General features: G+C 50.2%; 13 protein-coding genes. 8 read left to right on the top strand and 5 right to left on the bottom strand.

Translation table 11 applies throughout. The features are described 5' to 3' along the window. Positions 1-24: 24 nt before the first annotated feature. From CFT61_RS12030 to CFT61_RS12020, 3 genes are read left to right on the top strand one after another with little or no spacing between them, the layout of a single operon-like run. The gene (locus CFT61_RS12030; RefSeq protein ID WP_089544666.1) at positions 25-1008 is read left to right on the top strand and encodes an HlyD family secretion protein; all 984 of its coding nucleotides are present in this window, start codon (positions 25-27) and stop codon (positions 1006-1008) included. Positions 1009-1022: 14 nt separating this feature from the next. After that, entirely contained in the window at positions 1023-2186 is a 1164-nt protein-coding gene (locus CFT61_RS12025; protein ID WP_089544665.1) for an ABC transporter permease, read from the top strand. Further along, positions 2186-3454, top strand: a complete 1269-nt coding sequence (locus CFT61_RS12020; protein WP_089544664.1) for an ABC transporter permease — start codon at positions 2186-2188, stop codon at positions 3452-3454. The genes CFT61_RS12025 and CFT61_RS12020 overlap by 1 nt, the downstream gene beginning before the upstream one ends. 170 nt (positions 3455-3624) lie before the next feature. Here the strand turns inward: CFT61_RS12020 and CFT61_RS12015 are convergent, their stop codons facing one another. Beyond that, a complete protein-coding gene (locus CFT61_RS12015) occupies positions 3625-4722 on the bottom strand; it encodes an Mrp/NBP35 family ATP-binding protein (protein WP_089544663.1) in 1098 nt (365 codons plus the stop codon). A 177-nt stretch (positions 4723-4899) separates the two neighbouring features. Between CFT61_RS12015 and CFT61_RS12010 the strand changes: the two genes are divergently transcribed. Continuing rightward, entirely contained in the window at positions 4900-7026 is a 2127-nt protein-coding gene (locus CFT61_RS12010) for a glycosyl hydrolase 115 family protein (RefSeq protein WP_089544662.1), read from the top strand. A 200-nt stretch (positions 7027-7226) separates the two neighbouring features. Here the strand turns inward: CFT61_RS12010 and CFT61_RS12005 are convergent, their stop codons facing one another. The 4 genes from CFT61_RS12005 to CFT61_RS11990 all read right to left on the bottom strand — a co-directional run bounded on the left by CFT61_RS12005 (position 7227) and on the right by CFT61_RS11990 (position 11603). Next, positions 7227-8243, bottom strand: coding sequence for a branched-chain amino acid aminotransferase (locus tag CFT61_RS12005; protein ID WP_089544661.1), 1017 nt, complete (start codon positions 8241-8243; stop codon positions 7227-7229). A 188-nt stretch (positions 8244-8431) separates the two neighbouring features. Next, complete coding sequence (gene xseB / locus CFT61_RS12000) at positions 8432-8626, bottom strand: exodeoxyribonuclease VII small subunit (protein WP_089544660.1); 195 nt, start codon at positions 8624-8626, stop codon at positions 8432-8434. 178 nt (positions 8627-8804) lie between these two features. Next, positions 8805-10106 (bottom strand): exodeoxyribonuclease VII large subunit, encoded by a 1302-nt coding sequence (xseA, locus tag CFT61_RS11995; RefSeq protein ID WP_089544659.1) that lies wholly within the window; start codon positions 10104-10106, stop codon positions 8805-8807. A 72-nt stretch (positions 10107-10178) separates the two neighbouring features. After that, positions 10179-11603: a S8 family peptidase gene (locus CFT61_RS11990; protein ID WP_437176827.1), complete on the bottom strand. Its 1425-nt coding sequence runs from the start codon at positions 11601-11603 to the stop codon at positions 10179-10181. 270 nt (positions 11604-11873) lie between these two features. Between CFT61_RS11990 and CFT61_RS11985 the strand changes: the two genes are divergently transcribed. The 4 genes from CFT61_RS11985 (at position 11874) to CFT61_RS11970 (ending at position 15559) form a co-directional block, all read left to right on the top strand. Beyond that, positions 11874-13247 (top strand): MATE family efflux transporter, encoded by a 1374-nt coding sequence (locus tag CFT61_RS11985; RefSeq protein WP_089544657.1) that lies wholly within the window; start codon positions 11874-11876, stop codon positions 13245-13247. A gap of 19 nt (positions 13248-13266) precedes the next feature. After that, positions 13267-13890 carry an AAA family ATPase gene (locus CFT61_RS11980; protein ID WP_089544656.1) on the top strand — a complete coding sequence of 208 codons (624 nt, stop codon included), beginning with the start codon at positions 13267-13269 and terminating at the stop codon, positions 13888-13890. A 68-nt stretch (positions 13891-13958) separates the two neighbouring features. Beyond that, positions 13959-15140, top strand: coding sequence for a formate-dependent phosphoribosylglycinamide formyltransferase (gene purT / locus CFT61_RS11975; RefSeq protein WP_089544655.1), 1182 nt, complete (start codon positions 13959-13961; stop codon positions 15138-15140). A gap of 5 nt (positions 15141-15145) precedes the next feature. Then, positions 15146-15559 carry a sugar 3,4-ketoisomerase gene (locus tag CFT61_RS11970; protein ID WP_089544654.1) on the top strand — a complete coding sequence of 138 codons (414 nt, stop codon included), beginning with the start codon at positions 15146-15148 and terminating at the stop codon, positions 15557-15559. Positions 15560-15580: the final 21 nt, after the last annotated feature.

Here is a 15580-nt window from a genome sequence, read left to right as displayed (position 1 = left end):
CAAAATTCAAATTCAGATAAAAACATGTCTAAGAAATCACAGCATAACAATATACTGCTTGCCGTTATCGGTTTTACGGCAGTTGTCATACTCGTGGGAATCATTGGCTTCTTCACGCTTGAGCAGAAGGACGACACTATCCATGGCGAGGTAGAAGTATCAGAATACAGAGTATCCTGCAAGTTGCCAGGCCGCATCGTAGAACTGAGAGTCAAGGAGGGCGATTACGTTCACGTGGGCGACACCCTCGCGATCCTCGAAGTTCCGGAGATGAAATCGCAGGAGCAGATGCTCCAGGCAACCAATGCCGCAGCAGAGGCCATGAAGGATCTTACCGATGCCGGTGCACGCAAGGAGCAGATTCAGGGTGCCTTCCAGCTGGTTCAGCAGGCAGAAGCAGCTGCAACCATTGCCAAGAAGACTTACGACCGCATGCAGAACCTCTATAACGACGGCGTGATCAGCGGTCAGAAGCGCGACGAAGCATTTGCTGCCTACAAGGCTACAGAGGCTCAGGTGGCAGCAGCCAAGAGCCAGTACGAGATGGCGAAGAATGGTGCCCGCGAGCAGGAGAAGCGCATGGCTGCCAACAACACACAGGCTTCCAAGAGCGCTGTAGATGTAGTGAAGAATCTCTTGAAGGAGACCGTTCAGGTGGCCCAGTGCGAAGGCGAGGTCAGCAATGTCTATCCTAAGGTAGGCGAGCTGGTGGGTCTCGGTTCTCCTATCATGAGCATCTCTATCATGAGCGATATGTGGGGTACCTTCAATGTCCGCGAGGATCATCTCCATGGATTGAACAAGGGCGATGAATTCACCGCTTTCGTTCCTGCCTTCAACAAGGAAATCAAGATGAAGGTTTACTACCTGAAAGACCAGGGTTCCTATGCTACCTGGAAGGCAACTAAGGATAATGGCGACTACGACCGCAAGACTTTCGAGGTGAAGGCCCGTCCTATCACCAAGCTCGAGGGATTGCGCCCGGGAATGTCACTCATCATTAAATAGCTTTGAGATTTTCAATGTTCAAGAAATTATATCATATTGCCCGTAGAGAGTGCGGTATCATGCGGAAGAATCCCATCTATCTCTTCTGTATGGTCATCTTCCCCATCGTGGTGGTGATTTTCTTCACTACCCTGATGCAGGGAGGTGTGCCTACCGACATGCCTGTGGGCATCGTTGACCAGGACAATTCTCATACCTCCCGCCAGCTGGTGCACAAGCTCGACGCTTTCCAGACCACCAAGGTGGTGGCTCACTATGAAAACATAGCCGAGGCAAGACATGCTATCCAGAAGAACGAAATCTATGCCTTCCTGGTGATTCCTAACGGAACGGAGGCAGGACTGATGGCTTCCCGCCAGCCGAAGATTTCCTTCTACTACAGCAGCGTTTCGCTGGCAGCAGGTTCCCTGCTCTTCCGCGATCTGAAGACCATTTCCACCCTGGGAGGAGCAGCAGCAGGTATGGCGAAGCTGTCGGCACTGGGAAAGACGAACGATGAAATCATGACCTTCCTGCAGCCCATCGCCGTGGATCTGCACATGATAGGCAACCCTTACGCCAACTACAACTATTATCTGTCGAGCGTGATGGTGCCGGGACTCATCATGCTGTTCATCTTCCTGATCACCCCTTATTCCATCGGAACGGAACTGAAGTTCAACAGAGCCAGAGACTGGATGCGAATGGCGAACAACAATCCTTATCTCGCCATCGCGGGTAAGATGTTGCCTCAGACGCTCATCTTCCTGAGCATCTTCCTGCTCTTCGAGTTCTACATCTATTATGTATTGGGATTCCCGCATCCGGGAGGTGCAGCACCCATCATACTGCTGGGCATTCTGAGCGTATTGTCCTGCCAGTGCTTCGGTATCTTTGCCTTCGGACTGATGCCTTCCCTGCGCATGTCGATGAGTATCTGTTCGCTTTGGGGCGTGGTGAGTTTCTCCATCTGCGGAGCCACCTATCCACTCTTCTCCATGGATTCGCCAATCCAGGCCATTGGACAGCTCTTCCCTATGCGTCACTATTATATGATTTACCAGATGAACATCTTCAATGGGTTCCCGATGAGCGATGCTGTGCTCCACTGGGGCGCGATGGTACTCTTCTGTGCCCTGCCAATGCTCACCGTCTGGAATATCAAGAAGGCAATGTTAGTATATAAATACCTACCATAATGAAGAAAAGTAGTTTATTATATAAGATCATCAATGGAATCTGGGATATGTGCTTCATCTGGAAGACGGAGATGCGCAATGTGTTCCGCGATGAGGGTGTGCTCATCTTCTGCATCCTGGTACCGCTGGGCTATCCGCTGCTCTACTCGTGGATTTACAACAACGAGGTGGTGAGAGAGGTGGATACGGCGATTGTTGACCTGAGCCACAGCCATACTTCCCGCGAGTTTATCCGCGATTACGATGCTTCTCCGGATGTCAAGGCCACCTATTACTGCAACAGTCTCGACGAGGCAAAGCAGCTGGTGCAAAGGCAGGCTGTGCATGGAATCGTCTATATTCCAGCCGATTTCGACACCAAGCTGAATCGTGGTGAACAGGCGCATGTGGGCGTATATTGCGATATGAGTCTGATGCTGACCTATAAGGCGATTTTCCAGACTGCGCAGGGTGTGGCAAGCCAGATCAACTCGGGAATTCAGATTTCCAAGGGAGGAGGATTCACGGATCGGGATGATGAAATAACCGCCCATCCGCTGGAATTCGATGAAGTTCCGATTTTCAATACCACCGGAGGATATGGTAATGCGATTCTTCCGGGTGTACTGGTACTCATTCTGCAGCAAACCATGCTGCTGGGCATCGGAATGGCAGCAGGAACATCGAGAGAGCTGAACAGAAACCGCGAACTGATACCGGTAAGCGAGCATTATGGCGGCATTTTCCGAATTGTATTCGGCAAGTCGATGGTTTATTTCATGGTTTACGCCGTGATGGGAATGTACCTGACGCTGGTGGTTCCGAAACTTTTCGGATTTGTCAGCATAGTAACCTGGACCACCATTCTGGGTTTCCTCCTACCTTATATTCTGTCGTGTGTTTTCTTCGGATTGATGCTATCGTGCCTGGTAAGATACCGTGAGAATGTAATGCTTCTGGTGGTTTTCACCTCTGTGCCATTGCTCTTCATGACGGGTATTTCGTGGCCACAGAGCAATATTCCAGCCTTCTGGCAGGGATTTGCCTGGGTATTCCCATCTACCTTCGGTATCAGAGGATTCCTGAGAATCAGCAGCATGGGTGCATCTCTTGCCGATATTCTGCCGGAGTTCAGAGCGCTCTGGATACAGACGGGCGTATATTTCCTCGCTACCTGCCTGGTTTTCAGGCAGCAGTTGCGCTCAGCAAGACTCAAGGCCAATCTTACAGCCGAAGTTGCAGAAGAAGAGGATGAGGCAGATGAGCTTCTGGAGACAAAGAATCAATAGCTTCTGGTGGCTAAAGAATCAATAGCTAGAATTCAAGAATCAGGGATTGACCATACAAAAAACAGCTGTTAACTGTTAACCTGTTAACCCCTGAGATAAAAATAAAGCTAGGACTGCTTGCGGGCAATCCTAGCTTTTTTATTTTATAACCTTATCGAATAGGTTATTTATTAGTGCGTACTGACAATCTTGGTTGGAGCCTTCTCCGCATTTCTGCGGTTCACTACCGTCACGATGCTCTGGGCGAGGCTCAGGAAAGCCTGACCGGTAATAGAATCAACCTTGGTAGCAGCAGGCGCACCATCATCACCACCCTCGCAGATGCTCTGAACGATAGGAATCTGGGCGAGCAATGGCACATTCATCTCCTTGGCGAGATTCTTGCAACCCTCCTTACCGAAGATATAATACTTGTTCTCCGGCAACTCGGCAGGAGTAAAGTAAGCCATGTTCTCGATAAGACCGAGGATAGGTACATTCACTTTATCATTCTGATACATGTCAATACCCTTTCTTGCATCGGCAAGCGCCACCTGCTGAGGAGTACTTACGATCACCGCACCCGTGATGGCGAGTGTCTGGAGCAGGGTAAGATGAATGTCACTGGTGCCAGGAGGAGTATCAAGGATGAAGTAATCCAACTCACCCCAGTCAGCATCGGCAATCAGCTGTTTCAGGGCAGAGCAAGCCATACCGCCACGCCACAAGGTAGCCGTGGTAGGACTTACGAAGAAACCGATACTCAGGAGCTTCACGCCATATTTCTCTACAGGTTCGATGAGATCTCTGCCATCCTTGTGAACTGAATAAGGACGTTCTTCCTCTACACCGAACATCTTAGGCATGGAAGGACCGAAGATATCGGTATCGAGCAAACCCACCTTGTAACCCAACTTGGCAAGTGCAATGGCGAGATTGGCAGAAACCGTACTCTTACCTACTCCACCCTTACCCGAGCTTACAGCGATGACGTTCTTCACCTGAGGAAGCATTTTTACTACTTCAGGACGAGGAGCCGACTTGAACTCAGTAACGATCTCCACCTCTACCTCCTTGGAGATATGATAATGGATGGCAGCTTCAGCTGCCTTCACCGTACTCTTCAGGAAGGGATCGGTATCTCTAGGGAAGAGCAGAACCACCTTCACCTTCATACCATTGATGCTAGGCGTATCTGCCAGCATCTCACTCTCTATAAGGTTCTTCTTGGTACCAGGATAGATGACGGTAGCAAGAGCCTCTTCAATTAATTTTGGATATAATGTCATAATTATTTTTTTGTATGGTGCAAAAGTAACAATAAATAATGTAATAAGCAAATAAAAACTAAATAATTTCAGTTATTAAACACTTTTATGTATCTTTGCAGATTGGAGAAGATGATGAAGCGACATCAGGAACTTCGGATTCCCCCTCCACCTTCAAAACGACAAAACTGAATAAAAATGAATTATAAGAAAATCATAGTAGGTTTCGCCCTTTCTCTGGCTTGTTTTTACGTGCAGCAGGCAGGCGCTGAAACCTTCAGCAAGAGTAAGAAGAAAGAGAATGTGACTGCAGCTACCAGCATCAACTGGGCGGATGCTTCGGGCAAGGTAAGCTACTCTATCAACGCCACCACTGCGCCTGTGGTGAAGATTGCCCTCAGAATGTTTTCCAACGACATGAAGGCTGTAACCGGCAACGAGGCGAAGGAGAAAGCCAGTGCCAACATCCAGATTTACCAGCTCAACCAACTCACCAACAAGGAGTTTTCTGCCGTAGAAAAGCTCGGCGCTCCTCTCCACAAGTTCATCACAGCCAAGGATGCTTTCTACATCGGAACCCGAAAGGGTAAGATCATCGTGATAGGAAGCGACGCCCGAGGCACTGCCTACGCTATCATGGAACTCTCGCGCATGGCTGGCGTTTCGCCTATGGCAGGATGGAACGACCTGAAGCCGCAGCCACGCCAGAATCTCTCTACCCAGGTGGGAACGGAGAAGATAGAAATCCCGAGAATCGAATTCAGAGGTCTTGCCCTGAACGGAAGCAAGTGGATGAATCAGAAGAACTACAGTCAGCTGGCGCGACTGATGCTGCGACTGAGAGCCAACACCCTCTGGCAGGTGGACGGCAAGCACGAGGCTGCCTACAACAAGGCGGTGGTGGATAGCTTCGACATCTGCATTGCCGAAAACTACAAGGTGACGGAAATCACCGGCAAGAAACACAAGAAAAAGCATAAGAAGACCCTGGAGAACGTGAAGATGATCTGTGCCGGCAACCAGATGCAGCTGGAGAATGTTTCCCCTGCCCTGGTGCTCGAAATGCTCAACAACAGAGATTATCTGGAAACCAAGTCGGAGCACCGGGAGAAATCCCATCGCTCGGAGATGCATCATGATGAAGACTGCGCATGGATTGCCAACGTAACCAATCCGAAGATGGTTTCGCTGCAGCTTGCCATGATTTCAGACCTTGCCTGGAACGGCGAGGCGCTGCAGGGAGGCATCAGCAGCTACCTGCAGAACTGGCTCGGCAGTCTCTTCGGCAACGTGGCAGCCAAGAAAATCAAGCCTCTGATGGAGGAATACTATCGCCTGACCAGCATCCGACAGCCAGCCTTCATGGCAATGCCATACGGCGATACAGAGTTCCATTCGGGCGAATTCGGCAATGAACTGGAGCGCTATCTCTACGCCTACGACCTGCTGAAGACCAAGACTGCCAATCTGGAAAGAACCCTTCCTGCCGATCAGCGAGACGGTTTCTTCGAAATCGTGAAATATCCTATCTTCTCTGCTGCCCTCATCGCCGAAAAGGAGCTGGAGGCACAGGAAGCCAGAGACATCGCCCGTCCGGGACTGTTCCCGAATGATGATGAAGCCAAGGCTTCGGCTGCCGTGAGCCTCAATGCCTTCAACACCCTGAAGCAGCTCAACGCCTACTATCTGAAGCTGGGCAAGGGCAAATGGAGCAGCATCATCGCTACAGATGGGGCAGAAATGCAGGCTCCGCAGTTGCCGGGCACCCTACCTGCCAAGGATATCAAGCTTCTGATGCAGGATGCCTTCGACAGAAATCAAGATCTCCAGCCGCTGGTGACATTCACCAAGAACATCACCGCCAAGAATGCATACGACTGGACGAATGCCTTCCAGGCACCTGCTGCCAAAGATGGAACTGCGGAGAAGATCCAGCTGAAACCGCTGCTGGGTCATAGCAGCAACGCCGTGAAGCTGCCAAAGGGAGCCATCCTGAGATACAGATTCGTAAGCAGCAGCATAGGAGATGCGAGATTCACCCTCGCCACCATCCCGAGCTATCTGCCATACGAGAAGAATATGCGGGTAAGCGTAAGCATTGACGGCGCAGAGCCGGTAATCTGCCAGATGAAGGAGGATTACAACTCCAAGGAATGGAAGATGAACCATTGGCGCGGACAGGCGCTCAAGAGCTTCTACGTAACCCTGCTCGACGGCTACCATACAGTAGAAATCAAGGCGCTGGATGACAATATCATCGTTGACCAGTGGGTGCTTGATTTCGATGTAGATAGAGAATACTACGTATTCCCGGTTACGAGATAAAGGGAAATACAAGGATAAACAAGCGACACGAAAGTGACACGAAAGAGGCTTAATAGATGGCAAGCAGGAGGCTTAATAGATGACCGATCCTTGCCATCTATGAAGCCCGGAAAGTGTTAAAGAAGCATATAAAAAAAAGCACTCCAAGAAGCGAAAACTCCTCAAAGTGCTCTGAACTTAATATTATCTCTTATTGGTTTTTACTCAATAACTACGGTTGTCCAACCGTGCTTGTCCTCTACAGTACCATACTGAATGCCACGGAGGGTATCATACAGATGCTTAGAGACAGGACCTGGCTTCTCGCCGAAGTTGTAGCGCTTGCCTGTATCCAGGTCATCAATGTAGCTGATAGGGCTGATAACGGCAGCAGTACCGCAAGCACCAGCCTCCTCGAATGTATCCAACTCATCCTCAGGAATCTGACGGCGCTCTACCTTCATACCGAGATCCTCAGCCAACTGCATCAAGCTCTTGTTGGTGATAGATGGGAGGATGGATGTACTCTTAGGAGTAACGTATGTATTGTTCTTGATACCGAAGAAGTTGGCAGCACCACACTCATCCATGTATTTCTTCTCCTTGGCATCGAGATAGAACTCGCATGCATAACCCTTCTCGTGAGCGATATTGTTGGCTCTGAGGGAAGCAGCATAGTTACCACCTACCTTATAGATACCTGTTCCGAGAGGAGCAGAGCGGTCGAAATCACGAATGATGACGTATGGGTTGGTAGAGAATCCACCCTTGAAGTATGGACCCACTGGGGTTACGAAGATGAGGAAGCAATACTCCTTAGAAGGATGCACACCCACCTGAGGACTTGTACCGATGAGCAAAGGACGGATATAGAGCGTAGCACCACTCTCGTAGGTAGGAATCCACTCCTGGTTGAGGCGAACCACCTTCTTCACCATCTCCTCGAACAACTCTGTTGGCACCTCTGGCATCAGGATACCACGGCATGTGCTCTGCAGGCGGGCAGCATTCTCGTCCATACGGAACACGCGCACCTTGCCGTCTGGGCAACGATAAGCCTTCAGGCCCTCGAATGCCTCCTGACCATAGTGGAGACAGGTTGCAGCCATGTGCAATTTCAAATACTCATCAGAGCAAACTTCTATTTCGCCCCATTTGCCGTCGCGATAGTAACAGCGAACATTGTAGTCAGTCTGGCGATAGCCAAATGACAAATTAGACCAATCTAAGTCTTTCATAACATCTTATTTTTTAATGTTCTACTAATATTTTGAATGCAAAAGTACAAAATATTCTATTAATCTGCAACTATTTTGCGATAAATTTAGTAGAAACGTTATTATTTTACGTATTTCTGCCGTTTTGAGGCATTATTTTACCATTTTATGGGTACTTTTTCGTTCTTGCGCCGTTACTTGAAGCGGAATCAATCCTCGCTGAGAAGCTTTTTGATTTCCTCATCGGTCTTGGTGAGTTTGTCCTTGCAGAGCTTCACCAAGGTTTTGGCACGCTTCAACTGCTCGGAGAGCTGATCAATATCCAGTTCATCATTCTCCATTCTTTCTACAATCTGCTCAAGCTCTCTTACAGCTTGCTCGTATTTCATTTCTTCTTTTGCCATAATTTTATTGTTTTTGGAGTTAACAGAGTTAACAGTTAACAGTGGATATTTTAAAGCTTTTGCCCTTTCAGGGCGACAGGTTTGCGTCCTTTATTACCCAGGGCGTTGCCCTGGGCTAGGAGCTTCTGCCCTTTCAGGGCGTGTGGGAAATTCCTATTGCCTCAGGGCATGTGGGGAATTATTTCACTTCCGATTTAATATTGCCTTCGGCGAATCTCGTTTCGATGATGTCGCCAGCCTTCAGCTGCGAGGCAGAACGGATGCTCTTGCCATCTTTCAGCGTGATGCTGTAGCCACGCTTCAGCAGCAGCTCCGGATCCTGCGCCTGGATGCGCTGCTGGAGAAGCTGCAGTCGATGATTCTCATTGAGCATCTTACGCTCCAGTACCGGCTGGATATTCTGCGAGAGAATCTCTAAACGGCGCTGCGCATCCGAAACCTTCGACTGCAGATTCGTCGTAATGCGAGTCATCAGACGGTCGAGATACGCCCCCTGCTTCGTCTTCACCAGCGAGAACTGCACGGGGATGGTGCTGCTCAATCTCTCTAGCCTCATCTTCTCCACCTGCAACCGGTGCTTCACGTTCTGCACGATGGTTTCCTGTGCATCCATCACCCGGGCATAAACCTCGGCGAGATGATTGATGAGGAAGGCGGCAGCGGCAGTCGGTGTCTTCACCCGCTGGAAGGAAATCATATCCAGTACACTCTCATCCCTCTCGTGTCCGATTCCCGTGATGATAGGCAGCGGGAAGTTAGCCACATTCTCGGCAAGCGCCAGGGTGTCGAAACCGGAAAGGTCACTGGTAGCACCACCGCCACGGATGATGACTACGCAGTCAAACTCCTCATATTCGGCATTGATGCTGTCCAGGGCAGCAATGATGCTCTGCTCCACTCCCTCGCCCTGCATCGTGGCAGAAAAGAGGCGGGTGGTGAACTGCAAGCCGTAATCATTATCGGCAAGCTGATTGCAGAAATCGCCATATCCGGCTGCCGTGGCACTCGAAATCACGGCGATGCGCTGGCAGAACATCGGGAGCACCAACTCCTTCTGCAGCTCGAAGACGCCCTCAGCCTTCAACGTATTGATGATTTCCAACCGCTTGCGAGCCATATCACCCATCGTATAGTTGGGGTCGATGTCATCTACAATCCAAGAGAAACCATAGTTCTCATGGAACAGGGCGTGCACCTTGAGCAGCACCTTCATGCCGGCATGAATGCGCTGTCCGGTGATGCGTTCGAAATTCGGCTTGATGAGCATCCAGCGGTTTCGCCAGCAGTTGGCATGCGCCTTGGCTATCGGCGTATTGGAGCGTTCATCCTTCTGGATGAGTTCCAGATAGCAGTGGCCGCCATAGCCCTCGCGAGCCTCGGAGAGTTCCGCTTCCACCCAATAGCTGTCGGGTAAGGACATCGAAATGATTTCGCTGACTATCGAGTTTAATTCAAAAAGGGACAATCGAAGTCGTTCCATACTGTCTATAGTTTAAAGTTTACAGTTTATAGTTTATAGCTAGCAGAGCAAGTTTGCCCTATAAACTATAAACTACTTAATCGCTTTTCCCGTCTGATAAGCTTTCCAGAAATCCGGCACACCGTATCCGAAGACATTGTCGGGATGTTGCTGGTTATCGCCTGCCAGTTTTACGAGCTTGATGATCTGCTTGGCAGTCTTGCCAGGCAGCGCCTGCCAGAGGCAAGCCACCATACCCGCTACCAGCGGAGAGGAAAACGAAGTTCCATTATCATTGATGATGCTGCCCCTGCCGGTAATCACGCAGGTAGGACTTCCGAAGGCCATCACATCAGGCTTGATTCTGCCATCCGCCGTAGGTCCTACGGCACTGAAGGCAGCATTCATGCCATGTTCGTTGATGCTTCCCACCGTGAGGATATCCGTGGCATCGGCAGGGAAATTGATTTTCTTCCAGGAACCCATACCGTCGTTTCCGGCAGAGTTCACGCATACGATTCCCTTGTCGGCACACATCGATGCGGTTCGGGAGATGAGGGCGGTGTTGCCATCCTGCTCATAATAGTGATGATCCATCGAGGAATCATCGAAGCCATGATAGCCGAGCGAAGAATTGATGACGTCCACGCCACAGCTGTCAGCATATTCCGCAGCACTTGCCCAGTAATCCTCCTCGGCAAGGCTCTCGGTGCGTTCATCCTCGCATCTTATCAGCAGATACTGCGCCTCAGGAGCCACACCCACATAGAAGTCGGGCGCATTGGCAGCCATCGTAGAGAGCACCATCGTGCCATGTTCCATCTCTCCGAAGACATTCTTGGATTCAGGAACCACGAAATCCTTCACACCCGCCAGCTTGATGCTGTGCAGGGCAGGAATCTTATCCACATTCATGAATCCGCCATCGAATACGGCTATCATCATTCCCTTGCCTCTATAGCCACTTTCGTGGAGTCTTTTGCCGTTCAGCGACTTCAGCTGAGCATCAGCTGCGCCATAGAATCCATCGCCCTGACTCCACTCGTTCAGTCCATTGCGCACATTCGAGCGCATACGCTGACTTACGGAATCGGGAGCCTGGAACACCTTCTTCCTCTTGGTGATGAATTCCAGGCCTTCCAGCTTGCGAAGCTCCTTGTCCTTATGGATGCGGATGAGCAACGTATTGTTCCACTTGCTCTTCCCCACAATCTCGATGCCTGCCTCAGCCACCTGCTTTTCGTAAGCCGGAGCCACGGGAAGGTCGGTCAGATCTACAGGAATGCCCTGGCGCTTACGTCGGTCGATGGAGCGCTGGGAGAGGAATTCCGAAGGGCGGTTCACCGAAAAGGGCGTATGGTCGAGGTCTTTATCCTTGAGGTAAAGACGATACATCTGGCATTTTCCACCTGGGAAAGACACCATATCGGTCTCCAGAATGCCAGTTACCTTGTCATCGTGAGCCAACAATGTCAAGGTGGACAGAATAAATGCATAAAGCATCAAATATCTTTTCATCATTTATCGGTAGTACGATTGTTATATTGTTACATTCTCGTCTGACTGCTGTTGCCCAATCAGATTATTATTGTTTATACTAAGCTGCAAAAGTACAGTTTTTGTACGAGAATGCCAAAAGAAAAGGGAAGTTTTTATCTGGAAATGCAAGTTTTTCTTATATATATAATAAGGTATCAGATATTTTTTGTAATTTTGCAGACAAGTAGCCGCCGCAGTTGCTTTCTGAAAGAAGCTGAGCGAGCGGCTATGAGGAAAAAACAGATATAAATGGAAAATAAACAAGCGACATTAGAATTAGGTACGAAGCCTGTGGGCAAGCTGCTGGTTCAGTATGCCCTGCCAGCGATGATTGCGATGACCGCCTCTTCGCTCTACAACATTGTTGACCGCGTATTCATCGGTCAGGGTGTGGGAGCCATGGCCATCTCGGGTCTCGCCATCACCTTCCCCTTCATGAACCTCACCACCGCTTTCGGAGCCGGTGTGGGCGTAGGAGCATCTACAGCCATCAGCGTGAAGTTGGGACAAAAAGATTATGCCACAGCGCAGAACATTCTGGGTAACACGATTTCACTGAATCTCATCATCGGTATCGGACTGAGCATCATCTGTCTGCTCTTCCTCGACCCTATCCTGAGATTTTTCGGAGCCAGCGACCAGACGCTCATCTATGCCCATGAGTATATGGTCATCATCCTGCTGGGCAATGTGGTGAGCCACATGTATTTCGGCATGAACGCCCTGCTCCGAGCAGCGAGCAAGCCCAAGCAGGCGATGTACGCCACCATCTTCACGGTGGTGATGAACGTGATACTGGATGCCCTCTTCATCCTCGTCTTCAAATGGGGAATACAGGGTGCCGCCATCGCCACCATCCTATCGCAGCTGATGGCGCTGATGTGGCAGTTCAAGCTCTTCAGCAACAAGAGCGAGCTGCTCCACTTCAAGAAAGGAATCTACAAACTGAAGAGAAAACTCGTAGATAACATCCTCGCCATCGGCATTTCGCCGTTCCTGATGAACGTGTGCGCCTGCATCATCGTCATCTTCATCAACAACCAGCTGGTACGTTTCGGAGGCGACCTTTCCGTGGGTGCCTACGGAATAGCCAATGGTATTGCGATGGTGTTCATCATGTTCGTATTAGGCGTCAACCAGGGAATGCAGCCTATTGCCGGATACAACTATGGTGCCCAGAAACTGGATAGACTGATGCGCGTGCTGAACCTGAGCATCATCGCCGCCACCGCCATCATGGTGACGGGCTGGCTGATAGCGATGTTCCTGCCTTACTATTGTGCGAGAATGTTTACTACCGATAAGCAGCTGATAGACTTGGGCATCAAGGCTATCAGAGTGGTGATGTTCTGCTTCCCGATCATCGGGTTCCAGATGGTCATCACGAACTTCTTCCAGTGTATCGGAAAGGTGAAGATCAGCATCTTCCTCTCCTTGTCGAGACAGTTGCTCATCCTTCTGCCGCTCCTGGCTTTCCTGCCGATGATATGGGATATTGACGGCGTATGGTACAGTATGCCTATCTCCGATTTCTCAGCCGCAGTCATCGCTGCCATCGTAATGTCATGGTACATGAACAAGTTGAAAAGACAACATAAAGAAAACATGAAAGTTAACAGTTAACAGCTAAAATTTTAAGCTTATGACCAAGATTATCATAAACGTAGGTCGCCAGATAGGTAGCGGCGGCCATATCATCGCCGAGAAACTGGCGGAGGATTTCGGTTGCAAGTGCTACGACCGGGAACTGCTGAACCTTGCCGCCAAGGAGAGTGGATTCTCTGAGAAATTCTTCGAGCAGAACGATGAGCAGAAGGGATTCTTCAAGTCTCTCTTCCACACACATCTGCCCTTCCTGAGCGACAACAGCTTCTATCACAACGACTTCTCGCAGGAAGGTCTGTACAAGTTCCAGAGCGACGCCATCAAGAAGGCTGCCGACCAGGGCAACTGCGTGTTTGTGGGCAGAACTGCCGACTATGTGCTGCGTGACTACAAGAATGTAATCAACATCTTCATCACCGCCAACATCGACGACCGCATCAAGGCAGTGTGTAAGCGAAAGAACATCGACAGAGCCACCGCCCGCAAGTTCATCGAAAGCCACGAGGAACAGCGCGCCTCCTACTACGATTACTACACTGGCAAGAAGTGGGGACACAGCGAGAGCTACGACCTCTGCATCAACAGCAGCCATCTGGGAATAGAGGAGACAGAGAAGTTTATCGCAGAATTTATCAGAAAGAAATTCGGACTTAGTGATTAATTATTAGTGATTAATTATTAGGGATTAGTGATTAATTTTAGGGACATAAAATATTAAACATCATATAAATGAAGAAGATTATGCTTTTGGGCTCAGGCGAACTGGGCAAGGAATTCACCATCGCCGCAAAGCGAGCAGGACAGTATGTCATCGCTTGCGACAAGTATGACAATGCACCAGCCATGCAGGTAGCCGACGAGCGAGAAGTGTTCTCAATGCTCGATGGCGACGCATTGACCGCAGTGGTTGAGAAACATCACCCAGACATCATCGTGCCTGAGATTGAAGCTATCCGCACAGAGCGCCTCTTCGACTTCGAGAAGGAGGGCATTCAGATTGTGCCTTCGGCACGTGCCGTGAACTACACCATGAACCGCCGTGCTATCCGCGACCTGGCTGCCAAGGAACTGGGTCTGCGCACAGCCAAGTATTTCTATGCAAAGACTTTCGAGGAGTTCAAGAACGCAGCCGACGAAATCGGTTTCCCATGCGTAGTGAAGCCACTGATGAGCTCCAGCGGCCATGGACAGAGCTATGTTCACAACGACGATGAGCTGATGGAGGCTTACAAGGAGGCGATGGAAGAAGGCCGTGGCGACGTGAAGGAAGTGATCATCGAGGAATTCATCGACTTCGATTCAGAATTCACCCTCCTCACCGTAACCCAGAAGGATGGGCCTACCCTCTTCTGCCCACCTATCGGACACGTACAGAAGGGAGGCGACTACCGCGAGAGTTGGCAGCCATTCCAGCTTCCAGAGGAGGCTTTGAAGAAGGCAGAGCATATTGCCGGCGAAGTAACCAAGGCGCTGACCGGTGCTGGTCTCTGGGGCGTAGAGTTCTTCCTGAGCAAGCAGGGCGAGGTAATCTTCTCGGAGTTGAGCCCTCGTCCACACGATACAGGTATGGTTACCCTCGGTCACACCACCAACCTGAGCGAGTTTGAGCTCCACTTCCGTGCCGTGATGGGCTTGCCTATCGCCGGAATCCATCTGGAGCACATCGGCTGTTCTGCCGTCATCCTCTCTCCTGAGGAAAGCACAGAGCCATTGAACTACAACATGCTCGATGCGCTGAAGGAGGATCATACCCGCATCCGCATCTTCGGAAAGCCAGAGGCTCACGTAGGTCGCCGCATGGGTGTCGTGCTCTGCTACGGCGAGAAGGGCGATGACCTGAATGCGCTCCGCGACAAGGCAAAGCGCCTGGCAAAGACCGTTTTGGGAACCGACCCATATATGAAGAAATAAGATTCATGAAAGAAATAGGAAAAATCATCCGTTTCCAGAACACGCATCAATCCGAAGACTTCCAGGCTACGAATGTGGAGGATTTCAAGGATGTGCCCTTTCACATCAGGCGCACCTACTGGACTTACGATATTCCGGCAGGTGCTGCCCGCGGAGGGCACGCCCACAGGGAATGCCTGGAAGTAATCATCGCAGCCAGCGGTTCCTTCACGGTTACGCTGGATGATGGAAACCGGAAGCTATCCTATCTTCTCAACCGCCCCGACCAGGGACTACTCGTCAACACAGGCATCTGGCGAACACTGGAAAACTTCTCTGCCGGTTCGGTCTGTCTGGTCCTGGCTTCGGAATTGTACGAAGAAACTGATTATATCTATGATTACGACGAGTTTCTCAAATACGCAAGGCATCATGCTTGAAACTATCCAATACGCAAGACA

Origin of the sequence: Segatella copri, from assembly GCF_002224675.1 — a bacterium.
GTDB classification, from domain to species: Bacteria; Bacteroidota; Bacteroidia; order Bacteroidales; family Bacteroidaceae; genus Prevotella; species Prevotella copri_U.
This window is presented reverse-complemented; position numbering and strand designations above follow the sequence as displayed.

Excerpts from the sequence above, each read along its gene's own strand:
- CFT61_RS12030 (WP_089544666.1), top strand. The coding sequence starts at position 25 with ATGTCTAAGAAATCACAGCATAACAATATACTGCTTGCCGTTATCGGT.
- xseB (WP_089544660.1), bottom strand. The coding sequence starts at position 8,626 with ATGGCAAAAGAAGAAATGAAATACGAGCAAGCTGTAAGAGAGCTTGAG.
- CFT61_RS11985 (WP_089544657.1), top strand. The coding sequence starts at position 11,874 with ATGGAAAATAAACAAGCGACATTAGAATTAGGTACGAAGCCTGTGGGC.
- CFT61_RS12010 (WP_089544662.1), top strand. The coding sequence starts at position 4,900 with ATGAATTATAAGAAAATCATAGTAGGTTTCGCCCTTTCTCTGGCTTGT.
- CFT61_RS11990 (WP_437176827.1), bottom strand. The coding sequence starts at position 11,603 with ATGAAAAGATATTTGATGCTTTATGCATTTATTCTGTCCACCTTGACA.
- CFT61_RS12025 (WP_089544665.1), top strand. The coding sequence starts at position 1,023 with ATGTTCAAGAAATTATATCATATTGCCCGTAGAGAGTGCGGTATCATG.
- CFT61_RS12005 (WP_089544661.1), bottom strand. The coding sequence starts at position 8,243 with ATGAAAGACTTAGATTGGTCTAATTTGTCATTTGGCTATCGCCAGACT.
- xseA (WP_089544659.1), bottom strand. The coding sequence starts at position 10,106 with ATGGAACGACTTCGATTGTCCCTTTTTGAATTAAACTCGATAGTCAGC.
- CFT61_RS11970 (WP_089544654.1), top strand. The coding sequence starts at position 15,146 with ATGAAAGAAATAGGAAAAATCATCCGTTTCCAGAACACGCATCAATCC.
- purT (WP_089544655.1), top strand. The coding sequence starts at position 13,959 with ATGAAGAAGATTATGCTTTTGGGCTCAGGCGAACTGGGCAAGGAATTC.
- CFT61_RS12015 (WP_089544663.1), bottom strand. The coding sequence starts at position 4,722 with ATGACATTATATCCAAAATTAATTGAAGAGGCTCTTGCTACCGTCATC.
- CFT61_RS12020 (WP_089544664.1), top strand. The coding sequence starts at position 2,186 with ATGAAGAAAAGTAGTTTATTATATAAGATCATCAATGGAATCTGGGAT.
- CFT61_RS11980 (WP_089544656.1), top strand. The coding sequence starts at position 13,267 with ATGACCAAGATTATCATAAACGTAGGTCGCCAGATAGGTAGCGGCGGC.